Source organism: Bacillus sp. FJAT-49736, from assembly GCF_018343615.1.
Taxonomy (GTDB): Bacteria; Bacillota; Bacilli; order Bacillales; family Bacillaceae_C; genus Margalitia.
On record NZ_JAGYPI010000001.1, the window covers coordinates 1,393,924 to 1,416,431 of the forward strand.

Sequence of the window (22,508 nt, forward strand, 5' to 3'; positions counted from 1 at the left end):
TGTTAGGATCTATTTATTAATCATTAAGTTTACATAACATTATTATGTTATACCTACCCGAATGTTTCCATCCTTAAATATTATGTTCCTCACAGTATTTGTCCACTAATGCTTCAATTTTTGCATGCTCCGGGTATTTGCCTGAAAAATCAAATTTTATTTCTTCTAGAAAGTCTCCATTTTGATACACATGAATTGCTCCATTTTGGCTAATTACGCTGAATTCAGGTTCAAATATGTAACCATTTCTTTCAATTGCCCCTATTTTTAACACCTCCACATAGTTTAAACACATCTAAACAATATAATGTGAAAAAATAATGCTTCACCTAAAATAATAATTCATATACCTCATTCAACTCTTTTACTCTTTTTTCGTCCTGTTCCTCTCTTGCGTATCTTAATTCTTTTTCCAATACTGTATTTAGAAAGGCGATTTCCCCTTCATTTAAATCTCTTACAAATTCTCCTTCGCTTTTATAATCATTTTTAACTAACTTCTTGTATATCTGTTGACCTACACCACGATTTATATGGTTTGACATTGACTCGCGCAAATAACCTAGGGTAGTATCCATTTTTTTCATCCTTTCCATATTTATTATTAAAATTGTTCTCTAATGAAGGTGTTTATATTACTAAAAATGTATACATTCCTAAAATAAAAAAATCCAAGAACTATTTATTCTTGGATCTCCACTATTTTCATCCTGTTTTCGTCTCTCCGCGGTTTTCCTTTGTAAAAAATTCATGATTATTTTTTCTCCATCGAAATAAAAAAGGTTTTCGTTGGATAATTAAGCCCTTATGTTTTCTGGAATGATATTCTAATATTCCTTCCCCTAACGATATAAAAGCAAACATGGACAATGTAATAAACAATGAACCAAATAACGGAACCCATGGAAAAGCATCAAAATCAATTAAAACATCAAAAAGGAACATCGGCCATACTAAGGCACTATTATCAATGGAATAAGCGGGGCTTTCCAGTTGCGAGAAAGTTTGTGAAATAAATATCCCAAATATCCCTAATTGCCCGAGCAAAAACAGCATGCTTCCAATATGTTGTACGAAATAGGCAACCCATTGTGGATAGCAGTTCGGCCAATAATAACGCTGCCAAAGTCCGATAGGTTTGGATCCTGCTAAAATGCCTGCTTCATAATAGCTTGTATTTTGAATAAGTTTAACACTTTTATATACTACTTCGCCTACTTTCCCAAGCTCAAAGACAATAAGAAATCCTACCATCCAAATGGCCCGATGCGGGGAAAAGGTAAAAAACGGAATGGTGGATACGATAATAATATAAAAAAATACTGGTAACCTTGAGAATAAGTAATTCCATCCTTGCAGCAAGTATCGGAAAAACGACAAATGAGCTGCTGCTACCCCTAAAGGAATGGCAATAAAAAACGTGAAGACGGAAATAGACAGTACAGTTGTTAAGGTCTCGCGCGTTCCCATTATTAGCGCACTATATATATCTCTCCCCTTTTTATCCGATCCTAGTAAAAAATCTTTGTTCGGAGAGAATGGGGGCAGCATAAAATCAAGATTATTTTTCGGCCCAACCACATAACTATGGGGAGTTACATTTTTATCAACCTTTGGCAAATAAGGTCCAAAAAAGAAAAATATCGCGAACATAGAACATCCAATGATGCCAATCCATAAAGAAGGTATTTTTCTCATTGATGACTCTCCCTTCTTTTTGGGTCTAGAACATAATCAAGGATTTGACTAATCCATTGCGCAATTAATAACATAACCATAAGTAAAAGACTAAAACCAATTACAGCTGCAACGTCAATCGTCAATGGCTCTCCAGGCATAATGGAGTAGCGAATATGGATTGCTGTTATTAATCGAGCACCTATTCCGTGGTATAAGGATAAAAATTCCACAACGAACATACCGGAAAATAAGGTCAAAACAATTGGCATAAAGTGCTGCAACAATTTCGGGAGTGCATTTCGTAAAATATGCTTCCACAGTATAATGCGCTCTGGAATCCCTTTTGCTTTAGCTGTTTTAATATAATCTTGCTCATCCTCCTCATCTAAGGCTTGCGATGTATACCTAGCAATAATGAAAGCAGGATACATGCTTAAAAAGAAGATTGGAAAAAAGACATTATACCAATGATCATCCCCATACATATCCATGCGTGGTAGTCCATGACGCATCCCGATAGAAATAATCGTTTGGACGAGAAAAATAAGAAAAAAATCAGGGACGGACTGCCCTAACCAAGTAGATCCTTTTCCTAAAAAGCGGCCTAGTTTATTTTGATAACGATAATCAAAAACACCCTTCCCTATTCCTAAAAAAACACTTATAAACAAAGCAGGTAAAAGTATTCCAATGCTTCTTTTAAAATATAGTGCTAGCTCCACTTCTACAGGTTCATCAAAATTTGTAGTACCAAGACTTTTATGTGTTTTTACATCATCAAAATAATGAACGATATTCTCTTTATATTTCTCCCATGTAAAATGATAGGCCATTACATCTACAAAGCCCTCTCGATGTGACTCTGTATCCCTTGGCAGCAACACGATGAAAATTAAGATTAATGCCATACAAGACCATAAACAAAGACTACCAAATAATCGTGAAAGTAGATTCATAGATTTCCCCTTTCGTAAACAATAAGGACCTACATTAATATGTCCATAATATTACAAAATATTTTACAATTGCAAGATTTTTATAAATACTGTTACATTTGCAACAGTTCGTTTTTACTTAATATCCTAGCTTTATAGCACATAAATATTTCTTTACAAAAACAAAATCCAAGCCGGAGCTTGGACCATTTTTACTTTATTTACAAATAATTTTATAAACCTACGATCTTTTCATTGGATGTTAATTTTGTATCCGATACTACCCTTCCATCTTTTATTTCAATAATTCTGTCCGTTTGTTTTGCTAATTCAGGGTCATGGGTAATGAATATGATTCCTAAGCCTTTCTCCTTATTCAAACGTTTTAACAGCTCAAACACAATTTTACTGCTTTCCGAATCTAAATTACCAGTTGGTTCATCGGCAAGAATCCAATCGGGATGATGTACAAGTGCTCTCGCTATCGCAACCCTCTGCTGCTGCCCTCCGGAAAGCTGAGAAGGCAGTGAATGAAGCTTAGTCTCCAAGCCCATTTCACAAAGCAATTCTTCGGCACGAGTCTTCTTGCTATAATTAACCTTTCGAGTAAAAAGCGGACACATGACATTTTCTAATGCAGTTAGAGTAGGCAAAAGGTGAAATTGTTGAAAGATAAATACTCTTTTGTCAAAGTGAAAATTAGCTAGTCTTTTGATCAATGCCACCAATCCTGCCAGATGAAACGCAGCATTTTATCCCCCCCCTTGTATTGATTAAGTATTCAACCGCATGCATTGTGTTTTGGAATACTTAATTTCTAACTAAAAAAGAAGTACAGCATCTATAGTCTGTACTCCTTTGCTTATTATTTTTGAAGAAGAACCTTATCAATTATCCCATATTCCTTCGCTTCCTCCGCCGATAAAAAGTAATCCCTTTCTGTATCAGATTTTACCTTTTCAAGCGGCTGTCCGGTTAAATCAGCAATCATTTGATTAGTTTGTTCCTTTAATTTTAAAATTCTTCTGGCGGATATATCAATTTCAGTGGCCTGCCCCCGCGCACCTCCCAATGGCTGATGAATCATAATTTCACTATTTGGAAGGGCGAATCTTTTTCCCTTTGCACCTGACATTAATAGCATAGCACCAAAGGAAGCAGCTAGACCAATACAAATCGTTTGCACATCGGGCTTTATATAATTCATCGTATCCAGAATCGCAAATCCTGCGGAGGTTGATCCTCCAGGACTATTTATATACAACGAGATATCCTTATCCGGAGCATCTGCGGCTAAAAACAATAGCTGTGCTACCACCGTATTGGCGATATGATCATTAATTTCATCCCCAATCATAATGATCCGATCTTTTAGCAATCTGGAATAAATATCATAAGATCGTTCTCCACGCGAGGACTGTTCTATCACATATGGAATCGTATTCAAAGACTTTTCCTCCCTATTATTATGCAGCTGCAAGTAAAGAGAGGGTGAAGGTACCTTTACACATTGGTATAGATCCAGAGAATAATTTTTTGTATTGCTTGATTAAAATCAGCGGTTGCTCCTGTTGAATCGAATGTATAACATAATCAAGCAGCAAACGATGGTGTTCCGCTTCTATTTGATTAGGTGGAGTGTGAGATTCATCCTCATTAGCTATCCTTTTTAAATGTTGCCGAGTTCGAAACAAGGATGACTTTATAGCTCCTTCGCTGAGATTCAATTGTTTTGCAATTTCACTCATATCATATTGAAACACATCTTTTAAGATAAAGATGATGGTTTGCTGCGGAGTCAGCTTTTTAACTAATTTTTCACTTATCGAATATACTTCTGGTAAAGTTTTCAACGGATCAATAGAAGGTTCTACCTGTAGTTCAGCATTTTCTTTTGAACGTTTGCGGATCTGATCCACCCATTGATTATGTGCAATGCGATAAAGCAACGCGTTGGAAATATTCGATTTCTCCACCATATATTTGTTATACATTTTTTCTATCGCCTCATGTGCAAGGTCCTCCGCATCCCACCCATTTTTCGTTAAAAATTGGCAGTACCTCTTTAATGCAGGATACATATGAATTATTTTTGAAGTTATTATTGGATCATGTTTTATAGATTCATTACCAAGCTTGGTTTTCAAAGTGATCACTCCTTTTGAACCTCTATTTAATGAACGTTTATAGACAATTAAAAGTTACGGGTATATAAAATTTTTTAATTACTTTCTGCATTTTGCTCAAGCAAAGGCTCATACATCATAATGGCATAGTTTTCAACAACAAATTCATCATCCAACAATTGATTTTGACGGTTAAATATTTTTCTGTGAATGACATTATGACGAATATATCCTCCCCAATAGGCAGGGATAATTTGGTGCTCTTTCTCATAAATTTTATAGCTGTATAATGGTGGCGATATTGCACGCCATTCACCTACTAAATGAGTGTTTGTCAAGGAAAGAACTAATTGAAATGGTTGATCGGTATCATTTTTAATCTGGAGGTCCAGATAATTATAGGCACAGGTGGCACCACTCCCAAACGGCTGAGTACGGTTTGAATCTGGAAATACATCATAACTATGACGATTTCTTTCTGTTATGGTCAAAGGGGTGTGTAGCGTTAACCAATAGATTAAATTAGAGAGCTGGCACAGTCCACCTCCTAACCCTTTCTTAAAATTGCCATAGTAGAGAACCATTCCGTCTACATAGCCTTTTTTCTTCGTCGGTTTACCGATTAGCTTCCAATAAGAAAAGGTTTCTCCGGGTTTAATTATTATCCCATTTATTTGTTTTATCGCAATCTCAAGATTTTTAATTTTATTATGTTGATACCACATATCCACACCACGTAATTTCCTCAACAGCAATGTTTGATGCTTATGAATGATATGCGGAAAGTTTTCCAATTGTTTTTCTTTCGCATATTTATTTTTATCAAAAATCCATGCGAAATATCGTTTCAAGGTAAAATAATATTTCCCGATAAAAATCCTTATACGTGACCTTCTTTTTGGACGCAATTTCGTTATATCCACCAGGTGCCCCCCCTTATCCTTTTTTACTAAAGACTAGCAGATACTTCCAAATGCATCAATGTTTTTCTAACTTTTTTGATTATTCGGAATAACCATTGACTCAACGTGTGCATATACTGTATCATAACAGAATAAAATTATATAAACTGTATTATAGTAGTTGAAAAGGAGGAATCATCGTATGTTAGTAAATCCCATTGAGTTTTTCCGCACTCTACCGAAAAAAATTTGTCCTGAATGCGGGGAAAATATCCATGAAGAACAAGCAGAATCCTATTTAATCGAATGTGACCGCTGTCTTGCTAAGAAAGAGGAGTAGCATATTACTCCTCTTCCTTTCCAACGGTTTCCTAACTCTTTATAATAAAAAATAAAGAATGGAAAGGTGTGAATATTATGACCGAAAAATTATACTACAGTGAACCGCAAACATATGAATGGACGACTGAAGTTACAAGTATTTTAGAACGGAATAATAAAATATACGTAACTTTGGCAAAAACAGCTTTTTATCCTACTGGTGGTGGACAGCCGCATGATACTGGTTATATAGACACCCTGAAGGTATTGGATGTAGTAGAAGAAGAGGAAGAAATCTTTCATGTCTTAGAATCAAAACCTGACACCAAAACTGTGCACTGTAGGATTGATAAGAAACGAAGAATCGATCATACCCAGCACCACACCGGCCAGCATCTATTATCTGCCGTATGCATTGAATTATATGATGTACATACAACTAGCTTCCATCTTGGAGAAGAAACCGTTACAATCGACTTGGACATACCTGAACTTACATATGAGCAATTACAGACAATAGAAGCAAAAGTCAATCAATACATATATGAAGGCAAACAGGTAAAAACATATTTGGTTAAAGAGAATGAATTATCGCAGATTCCTTTAAGAAAAATTCCGGATGTCAAAGGGGAAATCAGAATTGTGGAAATTGAGGGCATAGATTATTCGGCCTGCTGCGGTACACATGTGCTGCAAACCTCTGAGATCGGTATATTGAAACTAGTGAAGACGGAAAAGCAGCGTGGGAATACAAGATTGCATTTTCTATGTGGGTTTAGAGCCATTCATGATTACCATGTTAAGCACGATATACTCACAGAAATAACCAAATATCTCTCTACCTCTAAGGAAGACTTGATAGAGCGCATCAAAAAAATGGAAAATGAAAAGAAAGAAGTGGGACGCAAATTGGATGAAGCATTAAACGAGAATGCAATATTCCTAGCAGAGTCCCTGCTCCAAAAAAACAAAGGACCTTTCATTGTCCAAGCTTTTGCAGAGAAAACTCTACAAGAACTGCAAATTCTTTCAAGAAAATTAATGGATACGGAGAATAAGCTAGTCGTATTAGCATCTATTCCAGATAAAAAGTGCCTTCTACAGCATAACGGAGAAGTTGATTTTCATTGCGGACAATTTGTGAAGGAACATATTTCGTCTTTTCATGGTAAAGGCGGCGGTGCAAAAAATAATGCACAAGTCATATTTGCGAATGAGTCTGACATGAATGCCTTTCTCGAACATGTTAAACATAACTCTATAATAAAATCCCGCTAATAATAGTTGCGGGATTTTATTATGTAGGCAGTTTTCGGATAGGTTGTTGTTTCTCGGATATTATTATAAAACCTCATATTGTCTTAACTTGGGGCATCTTTTCTTAAGAAAGTTATTCATTCATAACCGAGGTTTAGGTCGTTCGTTGGATAAAGTAATAATGTTTAAGAAAAGAGCCATTATTAAAGCTGTTCTAATTTAGATACAACGATTTCACATATTTCATGTGTTTGAAGTAAGTCGCTTGCTGAAATTTTAGGTGCTTCGTCATTATTTACAGTGTGAATAAACTCATCTACAATTTGATAAAATCCCCTTTTATGAAGGGTTGGCTCCCAATCGCTCCCCACAATCTTTAATTCATTGCGGTCTTGATATTGAATAACTTCCGAGACATTGATTGCGACTCTTTTTTCATTTGGACACATTACTTCCAATCTCTCCTCCGTAGTGCCGCTGTCTCGATTCATTATCCCGATAGCATTACATCCTTTACCAATAAACTGGACAATTGCATGATACAGAGTATTCCCTACCTTCCTACCCGAAACAACAATATCTTCAATATTTACAGGAAACAAATATCTCATCGTATCAAGCACATGAATATAATCATCGAACACAAATGTTCTTATATCACTTGGCTGGGAATTTCGGTTTTTTTGCATAATGATCATGTTCGGATTTTGCAATTCCTTCAATTTTTGGTAGGCAGGTGCATATCTGCGATTAAATCCAACCATTAGCCATAGGCCATTTTTTTTAGCAAGCTCCATTAATTTCTTCGATGAATCAAAATCATAAGTAATCGGTTTGTCCACATATACATGAATATTGTTTACCAATAGAGTATGTACAATTTCAAAATGGGATTCCGTAGAGGAATGAACAAAAGCTCCCTTTATCCCACTCTCAATTAGCGATTCAAGACTATGATGGATGTTATCGAATCGATATTGCCTAGAAATGCTGGCAAGTCGTTCTTTGTTTCTTGTATAAAGATGAAATTCGACATCTTCTTTTGCTCCGTATATAGGGAGATATGCTTTTGCCGCAATATCACCTAAACCAATAATACCTAGTTTTTGCATGAATTCACCCTCAATTTCTATAGTAACTTTTTTACTTTTATCTGTTTACCCTCCGAAAAAGAAATCAAGAATATTTGAAGCAGTTGATGATTGTTTATTATAGAATTCAGAATATCCGCAGTTTTTACAAAAAACAACCGTAAATTGATTGTGTTGAATGTCAAACATTTTCGATAGACCTGTTCCTGTCATCGCTACATCCTTTTGACCAGCATCTGAACTGCCGCATTTTATGCAACCTCTTTTTTCTGTCATGTTGCCACTCTCCTTCTTTTCCTTTAAGAAGATTATACATTATTTTTTGTTTTGGAAATGCTCTTTTCTTTTACTATTTTGCAATGATTGAAGGAAATTAATCATTATCCATTTAGCTGCTATATATTAATATTTATGAATAACTACCGGGCAACACAGTCTATATTTTGGATTAATAACTATGTACTGAAAGTAACCAGACAAAGGAATACAGGCATAAAAAAAGGAGACTTTATTTCGATTTGAAATAAAGTCTCCTTATAATACTAATCAATTATTTTCACTTTAACATTCCGAACTCCCCATTGCTTTGCTTTGGAAAGAGACGGAATAAAAATGTCAATTTTATGACCTTTGATGGCACCGCCAGTATCTGCAGCAACAGCGTATCCATAGCCTTCCACATACACCTTTGATCCTAGTGGAATAATGTTTGGATCAACGGAAATTACCTTTTTCTCTGGATGCTTTTTAATATTAATTCCAGTTGCTGTAATGCCAGAGCATTTCGCACAGTTTGCTGTATATGCTGTTGCTTTCATTTTAATTTCTTTTTTTACCTTATTTATTGTTTTCTTTACTGCCTTTTTCTTAACCGATTTTTTTACTGTTTTAACAGACTTTATTGTCTGATTAGTATTCTTTGCAGAAGAAGATTTTGGTTTTTTAGATGCTACTGCTTTCACATCATTTTTTACATCTTCTTCTGGATAGACTACTAATATATCATTGGGATGGATCAAATCAGCGGATAGTTTATTCCATTTCTTGATTTGATCTGTAGTAACATGATATTTTTTGGCAATGTCCCAAATAGTATCTCCATTTTTTACTTCATATGTTTTTTTATTCGAAATGGTTAATTTTTGATTTGGATAAATTAAATCGGTCTTAAGATGATTCCATTGCATTAAATGATCAACGGTTAATTGTTTTTCTTTGGAAATGCTCCAAAGCGAATCACCTTTTTTCACATTGTATTCGGCAGCAAAAGTATTACTCGTTACGAGACCTGTCAGCGTAAATGCTGCAGCTATCGCAGTGAATGCTTTTTTCATTCTATTACCTCCTATCTGCCAGTAAAAAGATTTTACTAACAGAGCCAATAGTAACATACGAAAATAACAAACCAATGACAGGAGCATTTACATTTCATTACGGTCCGATTTCATCCCTTGTACCGAAAGTTTTCATTGTAATAAATCAAAATATTCCTAATTTGAAAACAGTAGGGTGCCAGGCACCCTAGTCTTTTTATTCGTCTGCGATTTTCTCCAATGGACTTTCTGCTGGTCCTTCCATCACATCTCCATGGATGGAAAATCTGGAGCCATGACATGGACAATCCCATGTGCGGTCACCCGAATTCCACTCCACCTCACAGCCGAGATGTGTACAGGTTGTATCTACAATATGAATCTTGCCCTCTTTATCCCGATAAGCACCAGCTCGCTTTCCATTGACCCTTACGACCGCACCCTCGTCTTTCTCTAAATCATGAACATTCATGAGTGGATATTCTAATTTTCCTTCTAATAAATGCTTAGCAACATCCACATTTGTTGAAATAAATGACTTAAAGCTAGTCTCCCCAAAACGCGAAGGTGTAAATAGTTCATAATATGGACTTTCTTTTTCCATGATAAGATCCTTCATTAAATTTGCCGCAACCGTGCTATTTGTCATTCCCCATTTTCGAAAACCAGTTGCAACGAAGATATTCGGATGTCCGTCTGTAATCTGTCCAATGTATGGAACCTTATCTAGGGTTGTTAAATCTTGTGCGGACCACCTAAATAAATATTCCTTTATCCCAAATGTTTGTTCTGCGTAATTCTCCAATGCTTGATAATGTAATATAGTAGAAATTCCTTGTCCTGTTTTATGGTTCTCTCCCCCTACTAATAATACTTTCTCCCCATCCAGCATCACATTTCGCAGCGAACGTGTTGGCTGCTCGGCATTAATATACATACCACCTTGTAATTCTTTTTCTGGTTTGATGGCAATAATATAAGACCTTTCCGCATACATTCTAGTAGGATAAAAACCAAGTCCATCATAAAAAGGAAAATGGGAGCATGCACAAACATATTTGCTAACGATAGTTGGTCCACCGCTCGTTCTTACCTTCAATTTATCTTCCGTATCTACATCGGTTGCTGTAGTATTTTCAAATATCAATCCGCCGCTTTTCACTATGTAATCTACTAATGGCTTTAAATATTTAATTGGGTGAAATTGTGCCTGATTATTCATTTTTAAAGCAGCTTTCACTTTCATATCAATGGGAATACTGTCCAGAATATTACCGCTTATTCCAAGCTTCTCATATGCCAGCATTTCATTTTTCAACTTATTAATATACTCCTCAGAATTTGTATAAACATATGCATCTTCATTCGTCAAATCACAGTCAATATTATTTTCTCTTACCGTATTTCGAATAAATTCTATTGCATTTTTATTTGCTTCATAATAAAGCTTTGTTTTTTCTTCTCCAATAGTTTGCATTAGCTCATCATATATTAATCCATGCTGCGCCGTTATTTTTGCCGTAGTATGTCCAGTAGTACCATTCAACAATACGCCGGCTTCGATTATTGCAACCTTAAAGCCCTCTTTTACCAGCATATAGGCAGTTGTTATTCCGGTAATTCCGCCCCCTACTACAGCAACGTCCACCTCAATTTCCTCTAACAACGGGGAAAATGTTGGAAGCTCTATTTTATCCCTCCATAATGGCTCTGGAAATTGCGGGATTTGTTTACTGGATTCCTCGTTTGCCATCCTCTATACCTCCATTTGCATAAAATTTATACTAGTTTTCACCAAATTACCTAAAGTAATGTAGGCCATAGTAAAAATAATGACGGAATGTATAGTTTTGATATATAAAGAAAAACTTTTAATAGGAAAAAATTTTTATGGGGGGAATAAAATGAAAGACAAACAAGATGAAATACTGACAAATGCACCAGAACGGCCAGTAATTACTATCAATACTCCTGCTGATAATGCAACGGGGCAAAAATATGCACCAGGTGATGCGGTTAATGAATACGAACATTTGAAATCTGCAAATGCCATTCTTGCAAAAGACGAAATTCAGCAGCAAAATGAAAATTTATGATGGATGATTAATTTTTTTTCAAAAGACATTTTGGGGGCTATTTCTTTACACATGTCTTTTAAGTGTGATACTATGAGACCTTTTGTCAAGGGTTGCCTCCATTTTGTCTACTACACGTTCTTGGAGTCATTTTGCTAACTTGGTTCCTGCGTTTTGTCCATTGAACTGCTTCTATCAGACTATTTGCCTCAGCTACCCTAGCATTTTGTCCTCTACACCCACTCTATGAAACATTTCCACTTCAAAGTTTCTCCATTTTGTCCAAAAAACGAACTAATTTCCGTTTATGATTTTTACCATTTTTGTGCTATACCTGCCAATGCAACGAATAAAGATGCCTTTTCAATTTATTACATGATATAATCAAACAGATAATATTTGTGGAGGTTGTAATAAATTGATTACGGTTAATAATGTAAGTTTACGATATGGAGATCGTAAATTATTCGAAGATATCAACATTAAATTCACTCCTGGCAACTGCTACGGGCTAATCGGAGCTAATGGAGCAGGAAAATCTACATTTTTGAAAATTTTAGCTGGGGAATTAGAGCCACAAACCGGTGATGTTCATATTACTCCAGGTGAGCGTCTAGCGGTACTAAAGCAAAATCACTTTGAGTACGAGGAATTCGAAGTACTAAAGGTTGTCATTATGGGGCACACCCGTCTGTATGAGGTGATGCAGGAAAAAGATGCAATATATATGAAAGCGGATTTCACTGATGAGGATGGAATGAAAGCAGCAGAGCTGGAAGGCGAATTTGCTGAGTTAAACGGCTGGGAGGCTGAATCAGAAGCTGCTATTCTTTTAAAAGGTCTAGGTATCGGAGAAGAACTTCATTATAAGAAAATGGAGGAATTAACAGGGGCTGAGAAAGTCAAGGTATTGCTAGCTCAGACACTATTTGGCAAACCAGATATTTTACTATTGGATGAGCCGACCAACCATTTGGATTTGAAGGCCATTCAATGGTTGGAAGAATTCCTTATCAACTTTGAAAATACAGTAATCGTTGTTTCCCATGACCGCCATTTCTTAAATAAAGTCTGTACTCATATTGCCGACCTAGACTTCAGTAAAATTCAACTTTATGTCGGAAACTATGATTTCTGGTATGAGTCCAGTCAGCTTGCCCAAAAAATGATGCAGGAAGCAAATAAGAAAAAAGAAGAAAAAATTAAAGAATTGCAAGCATTTATTGCGAGATTTAGTGCTAACGCTTCTAAATCAAAACAAGCAACTTCACGTAAAAAGCTATTGGATAAAATTTCGTTGGACGATATTAGACCATCTTCGCGAAAATATCCATATGTTCATTTTACTCCGGAACGCGAAATCGGGAATGATTTACTGCGAGTAGAAGGATTAACGAAAACAATTGATGGGGTTAAAGTATTAGACAACATCAGCTTTATCATGAATAAGGATGATAAAATTGCCCTAGTAGGTCAAAATGAAATAGCTAAAACAACTCTATTTAAAATCCTGGCTGGAGAAATGGATCCAGACAGCGGTACCGTTAAATGGGGCGTTACTACTTCACAAGCCTATTTTCCAAAGGATAACTCCGATTACTTTGAGAACGGGGAATTGAACCTTGTTGATTGGTTACGACAATACTCCCCTGCTGATCAGAGCGAAAGCTTTTTAAGAGGCTTCCTCGGTCGTATGCTGTTTTCCGGTGAAGAGGTATTGAAAAAGGCAAATGTCTTATCAGGGGGAGAAAAGGTCCGCTGTATGTTATCCAAGATGATGCTGAGCGGTGCAAATATTCTCTTGCTGGATGAACCGACAAACCACTTAGACCTTGAATCCATCACTGCCTTGAATAATGGCTTGATTCGCTTTAAAGGGTCGCTAATTTTTGCTTCCCATGACCATCAGTTTATTCAAACGATTGCCAATCGGATTATGGAGCTTACTCCAAACGGTATGGTGGATAAAGTCATGACATACGACGAATATTTAGAAAATGATGAGATTCAAACTCAATTGAATAAATTATATGCATAAGGTATAGAGGAATCAACGCAGTTGGTTCCTTTTTTTTATTATAAAAAAGAAACAAATACTATACCTTTTAACTCCAAATTTCATAAACATATATATATATTTATAAAAGGTGTGGGATAAATGACAATTTCAGGGCTTGAATATATCAAACGAATCGATTCCTTAAATAATGAGGTATGGATAAACGGTCAAAAAATTAGTGGAAAGATTTCGGACCATCCAGCCTTCAAAGGCATTTTAAAAAGCAAGGCACACTTATTTGATATGCAAAAATCTCCCCTTCATAAGGATCTTTTAACCTTTAGGTCACCAAGTAATAAAGAAATTGGTTTTTCTTTTCAACAGCCTAAAACCATAGAAGATTTACAAAAACGAAGGATTGCCACTAAGTTATGGTCCAAAACAAATGCAGGACTTTTAGGAAGATCACCAGATTATGTGAATAGCGGGATCATGGCATTAGGTGTTGCACATGAATTATTTGGAAAAAACGACCCGAAATACGGAACCAATATTCTCCGAACTTACGAAAAAGCTATGGATTACGATTTAACATTTACTCATACTTTTATCAATCCACAAGTTAATCGTTCCGCAAGTTATTTGGAGGATTCGAGTTCAAACATTATTGCTGCAAAAGTAGTCAAAGAAACTTCAGATGGAATAATCATCCACGGGGCACGATTATTATCTACCCAAGGTGGGATTACAGATGAGATTTTAGTTATTCCGGCAGGCGGTAATTTTATCGATGAATCTTATATCTATGCTTTTGCTATACCATCTAACACACCTGGCTTGAAATTTCTTGGCCGCGAATCTTTTGTATTAAACGATTCCCCTTTTGACTCTCCCCTTTCATCCCGCTTCGAGGAAATGGATACTGTAGTTGTATTTGACAATGTCCTAGTGCCTTGGGAAAATGTTTTTCTATATAAGGATTACAACATTGCTTATTCAATGTTTACGGAAACAAATTTTAATACATTATTACTCTATCAAGCAGTCACAAGAATGATAGTAAAGACTGAATTTATTCTCGGCCTTTCCGAAGCAATCGTTGATGCAATTAATATTGGGGAATATCAACATGTAAAAGACAAGGTGAGTGAAATCATCGTTACACTTGAAATATTGAAAGGACTGCAATTATCTGCAGAAATACAAGCAAAAGAAAATAGTTGGGGAACTTTAGTGCCGGATGCCAAACCGTTAAATGCAGCTATTAATTATTATCCGCGCATATATCCTCGATTAGTGGAAATTATACAGCTTTTAAGTGGAAGCAGCTTAATAACCCTTCCAACGGAATTGGATTTTCAATCACCTGTAAGAGAATATATTGATCTTTATCTTCAAGGAGCCAATTCTTGTGCAGAAGATAAAATAAAACTATTTCGATTAGCATGGGATTTTTGCATGAGTCCATTCGGAACCCGACAAACTCACTTTGAGCGATTCTTTTTTGGAGACCCTGTAAAATTAGGAATAGGATTATATAATGGTTATGAAAAGGGAGATTATGTGAATTTTATAAATGAATTCTTATAAAAACACTCCCCAAAAAAGTAACCAATCATATAGCCGGATTGGTTACTCCCTTTTTAATACACTATGAATGGCCTCCATCATTTCCTGATAACTAGTACATCTGCAAATATTAGACTCCAACCAGTCTTGAATCATTTCCTCATCTGCCTCCGGAAATAGAGTAGTTAAAGCATGTGCATTCATAATAAATCCCGGTGTACAATAACCGCATTGGAAAGCATTTTTCTCTACGTATGCCTGTTGAATAGGGGAATATGGTAATCCTTCTATCGTTACAATTTCTTTTTCAATTGATTCAATTCCAAGGATTAAGCATGACTTTTGCGGCCATCCATCGACGATAATGGTACAGGCTCCACAATCGCCATTTCCACATCCATACTTTGTGCCAGTTAACCCTAAGTGATCGCGAATAATCGTTAATAGTGTATCCCTGGCCCGAATGTGTACCTCTCTGGCTTCACCATTAACTTGTAAGTAGCCATTAAAGTATTGCGAGTCTGTCATTTACTCCACCTCCAGCTGGTGAAAAATTTCATGTAGGGTCCTTTCTAACACAAATCTTTTATATTCAATCGAGCCTTGTATATCGTTAATCATAGGCTGCGTCCATTGCTCTATAGCAGTTTTAATACGCTCTGTATATGAAAATTGCCCATTATTTAATGGATCATCGATTAGTTCAGATTGTATTGGAAGAGTAGATACTCCGCTTGCCGCAATTTTTAATCGTCCATCTATTTTAATAGCGTTTATCGACAGTACAGGATATCCCACCGTTCCTATCGTTCTTATCTTATTTGCATAATATGGCGCACTTAGATATCTTTCATCAACAATTAATTGAATGAGTAAGGTTCCTAATGGTAATTGATATTCCTCATCAAAAGCTGCTTTTAAAGAAAGCGTTTCTACGCCGTTTAAAGTAGCAACGACTACTTCAGCCTCTGTAACCAAAAACGGAAGAATTGCCTCTTTAAAGCGGATATTGCTGCAAATATTACCACCAAGTGAAATTTTATTTCGGGCTGTCTGATCAGCTATTTCACGGGCGGTTTTGCTTAATAACGGAAAATGATCTTGATAGACTGCTTGAGTTAAAGAAATGCAAGAGCCAAGAATAAATTTTTGATTCTGTACCATTAAACTATTACATTCAGGTATCCCATTTACATCAATAACTGCATCTGTATGCAATAGATTTATTCGACTGAGTGTGATAATTTCCGTTCCACCACCATAATACAGCGGAGTTTTTCCTTGTTGCCGCAAAGAATGAAATAAATTAATTGCTTCTTGAATAGTTCCTGGCTTAAAGTATTCAAAATTACTAGATATCATAAGCCAGCTCCTATTTTTGTCCGCCATAGATTTTCAGGTGTTAATGGAAGTGTCATTATTTCTGTATTTAGCGCATTGGATAAACTGTTAGATAATGCAGCTGGAATACCGATAATACCATGTTCCCCAATCCCTCGAATTCCATATGGAGAATCTAAAAATGGAGTTTCAATAAAATCCACAAAATACTCCGGATTTTCCCCATATCGTAACAAATGGTAGGTTCTTAGCTGTGGATTTAATACAATCCCTTCATTCGTAAAATCAAATTTTTCCCTTGTAGCAAAGCTTAATCCCATATGAGCAGCCCCCATCACCTGTCCTCTAGCAAGTAGTGGGTTAATCAGTCTACCGCAATCAATAACTGCATAAACCTTTTTTAGTTCATACGTAAAGGATGCTTCATCAAAATCCACTACTACTGCCTCCGCTCCAACTGTCCATTCTGGTCCAGGCATTCCCTTTCCGGTTTCAGGATCAATGGGTACAATATTGCGTAATATATATTTGCCTCTTCCAATTATTTCACCGCCAATGGCACTTCCCTTTGGATATTTATAACCATGTGCCAGATCTGCCATTGGAATATTTTTAGCTGGATTTGCCCTTAAGTATACCTTTCCACCACCAACTTCTAAATCCTCTTCCTCCACTAAAAGAATTTTTGCAGCAATATGTTTAAACTGATCAATTGCATCATTACAAGCATCCATTACTGCTCTACCCACCATGAAGGTACCTCTGCTTGCCACCGTTTTCCAATGTTCTGGTGTAATTTCCGTATCGACAGCCATTTTTACATGGACCATGCTTACATCCATTTGAAACCTTTCTGCAATAATTTGTGTTAGGGCAGTTTTTGTCCCTTGACCTATTTCCACTAAACCAGTGTTAAGGTTCATACTTCCATCATCATTGAAAGTAATAATAGCACCGGAACCAGCATCTGAATCAATATTGGATGTTTTCCATAATCCGCTAATTCCGATTGATCTTATTTTTCCGGAAGAAAGCTTTTGTCTATATTCAATATTGGGACCTAGCATTTCTTTTAATCGCACTAAGCATTTTGTAAAATTACCAATATTACTTGCAGTCAATACTGTTTGGGTTGGGGTAGTATCCCCCTCCTTAATGGCATTTTTCAGGCGAAAATCAATGGGGTCCATATGGATTTCCTTTGCTAGAATATCAATCGTTCTATCCATGGCAAATGTTAGTTCTGAGTGGCTAAAGCCCCGAAATGAAGTGGAATATGGATGATTGGTATACATACAATAAGAGTCGCACCACACGTTTTCAATATTATATGGACCGGTACAATCTATCGCGGCAGATTTACTCATGTCTACACCCTTATCCGAATATGCTCCTCCATCAAACAAGTGGGTTATTTTCGCAGCTAGAATTTTCCCATCAAGAGTACAGCCAATTTTAACGGTTGCATCCAGTCCAATGTGAACCGGAGACATAACCAGATCCTCTTCCCTGGAATTCAAAACCTTCACCGGGACTCCGCCAACTTCCCTAGATGCAATATAAGCCAGGTATTCCAGTTGAATGGCTGCCTTTCCCCCATACGCTCCGCCAACCAAAGGAGTGTGAACCTCCACTTTTCCCTCCTCAATACGAAAAATATTGGAAATGGATTTTTTTATTAAATAGGGGGCTTGAGAAGCTGAATATATGATAATCTTTCCGGATGGAGTGATTTCTGCAATGGCACATCTTGTTTCCATTGCGGCATGGTCTGCTTGTGTAAAGGAATAGCTCTTTTCCATAATGACATCACATTTCGAAAAACCTTCATCAATATCTCCTTTTCGAATCTTCGAATGATTTGCGATATTGGTGCCTGGCACCGGATATATACCTTTCATAACTGTGTAATTTCCTAGGTTTTCATGGACTAACGGGGCATTTTGCTGGAAAGCATCCGTTGGTGAATTGACTACGGGTAGTGGGGAGTAGCTAATCTTCACTAGATTTGCAGCTTGTTTTGCCTGATATTTTTTTTCCGCAACGATCATTACAACGGGCTCACCATAATAACGTACCTTATCATATGCTAAAGGTGGTCTGTCAAAAATATCTTCTCCGGTCAGCGGAAGATTTTCACCGGTTATAACAGCTTTTACACCATGGATGGTTTTTGCTTTTGAAGTATCTATCGATAAAATTTTTGCATGTGCATATGGACTAAGTACGAACTCGCTTTCTAAAACATGATTAAAGGGTAGATCATTTGTATACTTAGAATTGCCTGTTACTTTATCATGTGCTTCTTTTCTTAAGACGCTTTTGCCTAATCCGGACATAAGGCGATAACCTCCTCCCAGAACAGAAATGGTACCTTTATTCTATATGCATCATCCTTTCTATATATGTAATTATTTAGCTCCAGAAAAATAATAAAACTCGCCATCATCCGACGAGTATTATTCATTCAGCAAATGCTTCACCCGCTCTACCATATTGGAGAGCTTTTCAGCGTTCTTTCTATACATTTGTTTTGCCTCATTGGAATCTGTCGCAAGTGTAAATAACTCCAAATCGGCCTGGCATTTTTTTATAGTAGCAAGTAATAGGGCTCTCTCCTGGGAATTTGGAATCTGAATTTTGTCGTCATAAATATCGACTGTCAATTTTCCGTAAGAATCAATTTGCCCGATGACAACATTATCAAGAGCAACATTAAGCTTTTGTAGTTCCGTCTCTATCCAAGCTCGATTATAACCAGTTAACCCAAGTGGCTCATCTAAAATTTTCCCCTCCATAATTACCGTTTGCGGTACTTTTTCAGAAGGTACTACTAACCTTATATCTTTCGGTGTTATAGGTTGACTTTCCTTCTTTAACAGCACGCTTAAATCACCACTTGGCTCTAACACGGCAAATTCAACATCTGCAATATTAAAAGCATTTTTCTTTCGAAGCAGCTCCATTAAATTATCCACACTATATTTTTCTTTATTTAAGTTATCTTCTTGAATTTTTCCGTCCTTGATGACAACAGTTGCTTTACCTTCCAACATTTCTCGCATTTTCTTGTTTTTTAAGGTACTCATGCTTATAGCAAGGGGAATAATCGTCCAAACTAATAAACTACATATGCCGTGAAAGAAATTATCTTTTACACCCGTTGAGGTTTGGGCAGCAATATTTCCTATCGTAATACCAACTACATATTCAAATAACGAGAGTTGTGAAATTTGTTTTTTACCAAGAATTTTTGTAAGTAAAAACAAAACAATAAGTAATGAAAAAGACCTAATTACAATATTCAGCCACTCTGGTAAGTTCATAACACACTCTCCTTTCTTTATCCCTTATATTGGGGTTCTTCTCTTTCCAGTACATAGACACGGTTTTGCAGATCTTGCATAATAGCTTCAGCTTCCATCATACATTCATGGAATATACGCTTTGCTTCGTCATCTCTGGCAAGTATGGCTAAATGACTAAAGCTATTTTTCGCTCCATTTAGACTTGCTATACAATTTTTCACATCCGATGCAATGGTCACAATCATTCCCCCTTTTTTCCATTACCGGCGGCCATGTCTGCATGTTCAAAACCGCCGGCTCTGACTATTTTTACTGTTGTTTATATTGTGGTTCTTCTTGTTCTACCTCATTCATCCTCGGCGTTAATGTGTCAATAATAGATTGTGTTTGTTGTGCACATGATTGATACAGCTGCTTCGCTTGCTGATTATCCGTTGCTAAAGCAAAGCTTTCTAAGTTTGCCTGTGCACTTTTTAATCCTGAAACCGTTTGTTTAATGTTATTAATAACAGTCATACGTACTCCCTCCTGGGTTTGCTATTATTTGTTCATATTTGAACGAATATATTTTGTGATGATATCCTCACATTTATTATTTGAAAAAATTCCCTTAAGGCAAGAATAAAGAATAGAATTACATATATTCAAACATTTCAAATTAATATATAATGAAAATTGTTAGTATCACGAAATGTTCCCATTATTCTTATTTTTCAAAGGAGGACTAATAAATGCAAAAAACAGTGGAAAAGAGATTAAAACGTTCCGAAGTTCCTGTGGATAATACGTGGAATTTGGAGGATTTATTTGCTAATGAAAAGCAATGGGAGACCGAGCTTAAAGCCATAGAGGACGACATCTCAAAAGTTACCCAATTTAAAGGAAAGCTTAACTCCGGTGCGAAAGTATTACTGGAATGTTTAAACGCTGAAGAACAGCTCTACATTCGTGTTATAAGAGTTTCAACATATGCTAGCCTTAAATCCTCCGAGGACGGCTCTGATCCTACAAACCAAGGTAATTCATCCTTAGTGGCAGCCATGCATGCCAAATTAGGAGCAGCTTTATCTTTTATTGAGACAGAAATTCTATCTCTACCCGAAGGAACTATCGAACAATATCTACAACAAGAAACAGAACTAACTGTATTTGAGAATAAATTAAGTGAAATATTAGAGCAAAAAAAATATGTACTTTCTCCTGAAGTAGAAGAACTATTAGCATCCTTAAGTGAAATACATAATGCACCGTATACGATTTATGAGCTTAGCAAATCCTCCGATATGCAATTTAATTCTATTGTAGATGGTGAGTACGAATTACCAATGTCATTTGCTCTTTATGAAGACCGTTACGAATTATCTCCTAATACAGAGGTACGAAGGAAGTCATATGATTCCTTTATAAAAACACTTGAACAATATAAAAACACTTTTGCTGCTACTTATGCGACAGAGGTTAAGAAACAAGTCGCCATTTCACGCGCTCGCAAATATTCCTCTGTGACAGAAATGCTTCTACACCCTCAAAAGGTCACATTGGAAATGTATCATAATCAATTAGATATTATTCAAAAAGAATTAGCTCCCCATATGCAACGCTTTGCTAATTTGAAAAGACGGGAATTAGGCTTAGATAAAATGCATTTCTGTGATTTAAAAGCACCTCTAGACCCGGAATTCAATCCTAAAACGACCTTTAATGAAGCTGCAGGTATGATTCTAGAAGCTCTTGAGGTAATGGGTCCGGAATACAGCGAAATTATGAAAACAGCATTAACCGAAAGATGGGTAGATTTAGCAGACAATATCGGTAAGTCCACAGGTGCATTTTGCTCTAGTCCTTATGGGGTACACCCTTATATTCTAATTACATGGACCGATACAATGCGCGGTGCTTTTGTTCTGGCACACGAATTGGGCCATGCAGGTCATTTTTATCTTGCAGGCCGTAATCAAAGATTTGTGAATACACGTCCTTCTACTTATTTTGTAGAAGCTCCATCAACCATGAATGAACTATTGCTTGCAAATCATATTCTGTCCAAAACGAACGATAAACGCATGAAGCGTTGGGTAATTTCGAGCTTATTAGGTACATACTATCACAATTTTGTTACTCATTTGCTTGAAGGTGAATTCCAGCGGAGAGTATATCGCCTTGCAGAGGAGGGTAAACCATTAACTGCCAAAACACTTTGCGAACAAAAATATGAAGTAATAGCGAACTTCTGGGGTGATGCTGTAGAGCTAGATGAAGGTGCTGGACTAACATGGATGCGTCAGCCACATTATTATATGGGGCTATATCCATACACCTATTCAGCAGGCTTAACCGTTTCGACAGCAGTTTCACAGATGATTCAGGAGGAAGGACAGCCTGCAGTAGATCGTTGGCTGGAAGTATTAAAGGCTGGTGGGACATTAACGCCGCTAGAGCTAATTAAAAAAGCAGGTGTAGATATGTCAAAACCAGATGCAATCAAAAAAGCTGTAGCTTATGTAGGCTATCTAGTAGATGAGTTAGAAAAAAGTTATTTATAATAACATCTTTCATAAACTATGATGCTTCATTCATTGTAAATTTTATCA

24 protein-coding genes are annotated in these 22,508 nt (G+C 36.4%); 6 read left to right on the plus strand and 18 right to left on the minus strand.

From position 1 onward, the window contains the following. Positions 1–73: 73 nt before the first annotated feature. The 8 genes from KHA87_RS07295 to KHA87_RS07330 form a co-directional block, all read right to left on the minus strand. Positions 74–265: a YbxH family protein gene (locus tag KHA87_RS07295; RefSeq protein WP_213094268.1), complete on the minus strand. Its 192-nt coding sequence runs from the start codon at positions 263–265 to the stop codon at positions 74–76. Between the two features lie 64 nt (positions 266–329). Further along, entirely contained in the window at positions 330–578 is a 249-nt protein-coding gene (locus KHA87_RS07300; protein WP_213093426.1) for a sigma-G-dependent sporulation-specific acid-soluble spore protein CsgA, read from the minus strand. Positions 579–705: 127 nt separating this feature from the next. After that, on the minus strand, positions 706–1,698 hold the full coding sequence (locus KHA87_RS07305; RefSeq protein WP_213093427.1) for a hypothetical protein: 993 nt from the start codon (positions 1,696–1,698) through the stop codon (positions 706–708). Next, positions 1,695–2,636, minus strand: coding sequence for an ABC transporter permease subunit (locus tag KHA87_RS07310; RefSeq protein ID WP_213093428.1), 942 nt, complete (start codon positions 2,634–2,636; stop codon positions 1,695–1,697). Before KHA87_RS07310 ends, KHA87_RS07305 begins: the two co-directional genes overlap by 4 nt. A 212-nt stretch (positions 2,637–2,848) precedes the next feature. Beyond that, positions 2,849–3,334, minus strand: a complete 486-nt coding sequence (locus tag KHA87_RS07315) for an ABC transporter ATP-binding protein (RefSeq protein WP_349305560.1) — start codon at positions 3,332–3,334, stop codon at positions 2,849–2,851. A 146-nt stretch (positions 3,335–3,480) separates the two neighbouring features. Beyond that, a complete protein-coding gene (gene clpP / locus KHA87_RS07320; RefSeq protein ID WP_213094270.1) occupies positions 3,481–4,089 on the minus strand; it encodes an ATP-dependent Clp endopeptidase proteolytic subunit ClpP in 609 nt (202 codons plus the stop codon). Then, positions 4,082–4,762 (minus strand): sigma-70 family RNA polymerase sigma factor, encoded by a 681-nt coding sequence (locus KHA87_RS07325; protein WP_213093429.1) that lies wholly within the window; start codon positions 4,760–4,762, stop codon positions 4,082–4,084. The genes clpP and KHA87_RS07325 overlap by 8 nt, the downstream gene beginning before the upstream one ends. Before the next feature lie 74 nt (positions 4,763–4,836). Beyond that, positions 4,837–5,664 carry a VanW family protein gene (locus KHA87_RS07330; RefSeq protein WP_213093430.1) on the minus strand — a complete coding sequence of 276 codons (828 nt, stop codon included), beginning with the start codon at positions 5,662–5,664 and terminating at the stop codon, positions 4,837–4,839. A gap of 181 nt (positions 5,665–5,845) precedes the next feature. On the opposite strand from KHA87_RS07330, the gene yhfH reads away from it, so the two are divergent. Together yhfH and KHA87_RS07340 are read left to right on the plus strand one after the other, a co-directional pair. Beyond that, the gene (gene yhfH / locus KHA87_RS07335; RefSeq protein WP_213093431.1) at positions 5,846–5,983 is read left to right on the plus strand and encodes a protein YhfH; all 138 of its coding nucleotides are present in this window, start codon (positions 5,846–5,848) and stop codon (positions 5,981–5,983) included. 77 nt (positions 5,984–6,060) lie between these two features. Continuing rightward, a complete protein-coding gene (locus tag KHA87_RS07340) occupies positions 6,061–7,242 on the plus strand; it encodes an alanyl-tRNA editing protein (RefSeq protein ID WP_213093432.1) in 1,182 nt (393 codons plus the stop codon). Positions 7,243–7,424: 182 nt separating this feature from the next. Here the strand turns inward: KHA87_RS07340 and KHA87_RS07345 are convergent, their stop codons facing one another. The 4 genes from KHA87_RS07345 to KHA87_RS07360 form a co-directional block, all read right to left on the minus strand. Further along, complete coding sequence (locus KHA87_RS07345) at positions 7,425–8,333, minus strand: Gfo/Idh/MocA family protein (protein WP_213093433.1); 909 nt, start codon at positions 8,331–8,333, stop codon at positions 7,425–7,427. A gap of 45 nt (positions 8,334–8,378) precedes the next feature. Beyond that, complete coding sequence (locus tag KHA87_RS07350) at positions 8,379–8,588, minus strand: zinc ribbon domain-containing protein (RefSeq protein ID WP_213093434.1); 210 nt, start codon at positions 8,586–8,588, stop codon at positions 8,379–8,381. 266 nt (positions 8,589–8,854) lie between these two features. After that, complete coding sequence (locus KHA87_RS07355) at positions 8,855–9,646, minus strand: 3D domain-containing protein (protein ID WP_213093435.1); 792 nt, start codon at positions 9,644–9,646, stop codon at positions 8,855–8,857. 196 nt (positions 9,647–9,842) lie between these two features. After that, complete coding sequence (locus KHA87_RS07360; RefSeq protein WP_213093436.1) at positions 9,843–11,378, minus strand: FAD-dependent oxidoreductase; 1,536 nt, start codon at positions 11,376–11,378, stop codon at positions 9,843–9,845. A 151-nt stretch (positions 11,379–11,529) separates the two neighbouring features. Between KHA87_RS07360 and KHA87_RS07365 the strand changes: the two genes are divergently transcribed. From KHA87_RS07365 to hpaB, 3 genes are all read left to right on the plus strand, one after another. Further along, the gene (locus KHA87_RS07365) at positions 11,530–11,721 is read left to right on the plus strand and encodes a hypothetical protein (protein ID WP_213094332.1); all 192 of its coding nucleotides are present in this window, start codon (positions 11,530–11,532) and stop codon (positions 11,719–11,721) included. 397 nt (positions 11,722–12,118) lie between these two features. After that, the gene (locus tag KHA87_RS07370; RefSeq protein ID WP_213093437.1) at positions 12,119–13,738 is read left to right on the plus strand and encodes an ABC-F family ATP-binding cassette domain-containing protein; all 1,620 of its coding nucleotides are present in this window, start codon (positions 12,119–12,121) and stop codon (positions 13,736–13,738) included. A 120-nt stretch (positions 13,739–13,858) separates the two neighbouring features. Further along, the gene (hpaB, locus tag KHA87_RS07375; RefSeq protein ID WP_213093438.1) at positions 13,859–15,289 is read left to right on the plus strand and encodes a 4-hydroxyphenylacetate 3-monooxygenase, oxygenase component; all 1,431 of its coding nucleotides are present in this window, start codon (positions 13,859–13,861) and stop codon (positions 15,287–15,289) included. A 42-nt stretch (positions 15,290–15,331) separates the two neighbouring features. Here hpaB and KHA87_RS07380 read toward each other — a convergent pair whose 3' ends face one another. The 6 genes from KHA87_RS07380 to KHA87_RS07405 all read right to left on the minus strand — a co-directional run bounded on the left by KHA87_RS07380 (position 15,332) and on the right by KHA87_RS07405 (position 20,433). Further along, complete coding sequence (locus tag KHA87_RS07380) at positions 15,332–15,796, minus strand: (2Fe-2S)-binding protein (protein ID WP_213093439.1); 465 nt, start codon at positions 15,794–15,796, stop codon at positions 15,332–15,334. Next, on the minus strand, positions 15,797–16,630 hold the full coding sequence (locus KHA87_RS07385) for an FAD binding domain-containing protein (protein WP_213093440.1): 834 nt from the start codon (positions 16,628–16,630) through the stop codon (positions 15,797–15,799). After that, the gene (locus KHA87_RS07390) at positions 16,627–18,948 is read right to left on the minus strand and encodes a xanthine dehydrogenase family protein molybdopterin-binding subunit (protein WP_213093441.1); all 2,322 of its coding nucleotides are present in this window, start codon (positions 18,946–18,948) and stop codon (positions 16,627–16,629) included. The genes KHA87_RS07385 and KHA87_RS07390 overlap by 4 nt, the downstream gene beginning before the upstream one ends. Before the next feature lie 120 nt (positions 18,949–19,068). Next, a complete protein-coding gene (locus tag KHA87_RS07395; RefSeq protein ID WP_213093442.1) occupies positions 19,069–19,935 on the minus strand; it encodes a DUF421 domain-containing protein in 867 nt (288 codons plus the stop codon). A 17-nt stretch (positions 19,936–19,952) separates the two neighbouring features. Further along, the gene (locus KHA87_RS07400) at positions 19,953–20,156 is read right to left on the minus strand and encodes a DUF1657 domain-containing protein (protein ID WP_213093443.1); all 204 of its coding nucleotides are present in this window, start codon (positions 20,154–20,156) and stop codon (positions 19,953–19,955) included. A gap of 70 nt (positions 20,157–20,226) precedes the next feature. Beyond that, positions 20,227–20,433 carry a DUF1657 domain-containing protein gene (locus KHA87_RS07405; RefSeq protein ID WP_101356451.1) on the minus strand — a complete coding sequence of 69 codons (207 nt, stop codon included), beginning with the start codon at positions 20,431–20,433 and terminating at the stop codon, positions 20,227–20,229. Between the two features lie 215 nt (positions 20,434–20,648). Between KHA87_RS07405 and pepF the strand changes: the two genes are divergently transcribed. Then, positions 20,649–22,460 carry an oligoendopeptidase F gene (gene pepF, locus KHA87_RS07410; protein WP_213093444.1) on the plus strand — a complete coding sequence of 604 codons (1,812 nt, stop codon included), beginning with the start codon at positions 20,649–20,651 and terminating at the stop codon, positions 22,458–22,460. Positions 22,461–22,508 lie beyond the last annotated feature (48 nt).

Coding starts and splice junctions, on each gene's coding strand:
- KHA87_RS07300 (WP_213093426.1), bottom strand. CDS start 578: ATGGATACTACCCTAGGTTATTTGCGCGAGTCAATGTCAAACCATATA.
- KHA87_RS07305 (WP_213093427.1), bottom strand. CDS start 1,698: ATGAGAAAAATACCTTCTTTATGGATTGGCATCATTGGATGTTCTATG.
- KHA87_RS07380 (WP_213093439.1), bottom strand. CDS start 15,796: ATGACAGACTCGCAATACTTTAATGGCTACTTACAAGTTAATGGTGAA.
- KHA87_RS07405 (WP_101356451.1), bottom strand. CDS start 20,433: ATGACTGTTATTAATAACATTAAACAAACGGTTTCAGGATTAAAAAGT.
- KHA87_RS07385 (WP_213093440.1), bottom strand. CDS start 16,630: ATGATATCTAGTAATTTTGAATACTTTAAGCCAGGAACTATTCAAGAA.
- KHA87_RS07345 (WP_213093433.1), bottom strand. CDS start 8,333: ATGCAAAAACTAGGTATTATTGGTTTAGGTGATATTGCGGCAAAAGCA.
- hpaB (WP_213093438.1), top strand. CDS start 13,859: ATGACAATTTCAGGGCTTGAATATATCAAACGAATCGATTCCTTAAAT.
- KHA87_RS07390 (WP_213093441.1), bottom strand. CDS start 18,948: ATGTCCGGATTAGGCAAAAGCGTCTTAAGAAAAGAAGCACATGATAAA.
- yhfH (WP_213093431.1), top strand. CDS start 5,846: ATGTTAGTAAATCCCATTGAGTTTTTCCGCACTCTACCGAAAAAAATT.
- KHA87_RS07355 (WP_213093435.1), bottom strand. CDS start 9,646: ATGAAAAAAGCATTCACTGCGATAGCTGCAGCATTTACGCTGACAGGT.
- KHA87_RS07350 (WP_213093434.1), bottom strand. CDS start 8,588: ATGACAGAAAAAAGAGGTTGCATAAAATGCGGCAGTTCAGATGCTGGT.
- KHA87_RS07310 (WP_213093428.1), bottom strand. CDS start 2,636: ATGAATCTACTTTCACGATTATTTGGTAGTCTTTGTTTATGGTCTTGT.
- KHA87_RS07360 (WP_213093436.1), bottom strand. CDS start 11,378: ATGGCAAACGAGGAATCCAGTAAACAAATCCCGCAATTTCCAGAGCCA.
- KHA87_RS07365 (WP_213094332.1), top strand. CDS start 11,530: ATGAAAGACAAACAAGATGAAATACTGACAAATGCACCAGAACGGCCA.
- pepF (WP_213093444.1), top strand. CDS start 20,649: ATGCAAAAAACAGTGGAAAAGAGATTAAAACGTTCCGAAGTTCCTGTG.
- KHA87_RS07340 (WP_213093432.1), top strand. CDS start 6,061: ATGACCGAAAAATTATACTACAGTGAACCGCAAACATATGAATGGACG.
- KHA87_RS07395 (WP_213093442.1), bottom strand. CDS start 19,935: ATGAACTTACCAGAGTGGCTGAATATTGTAATTAGGTCTTTTTCATTA.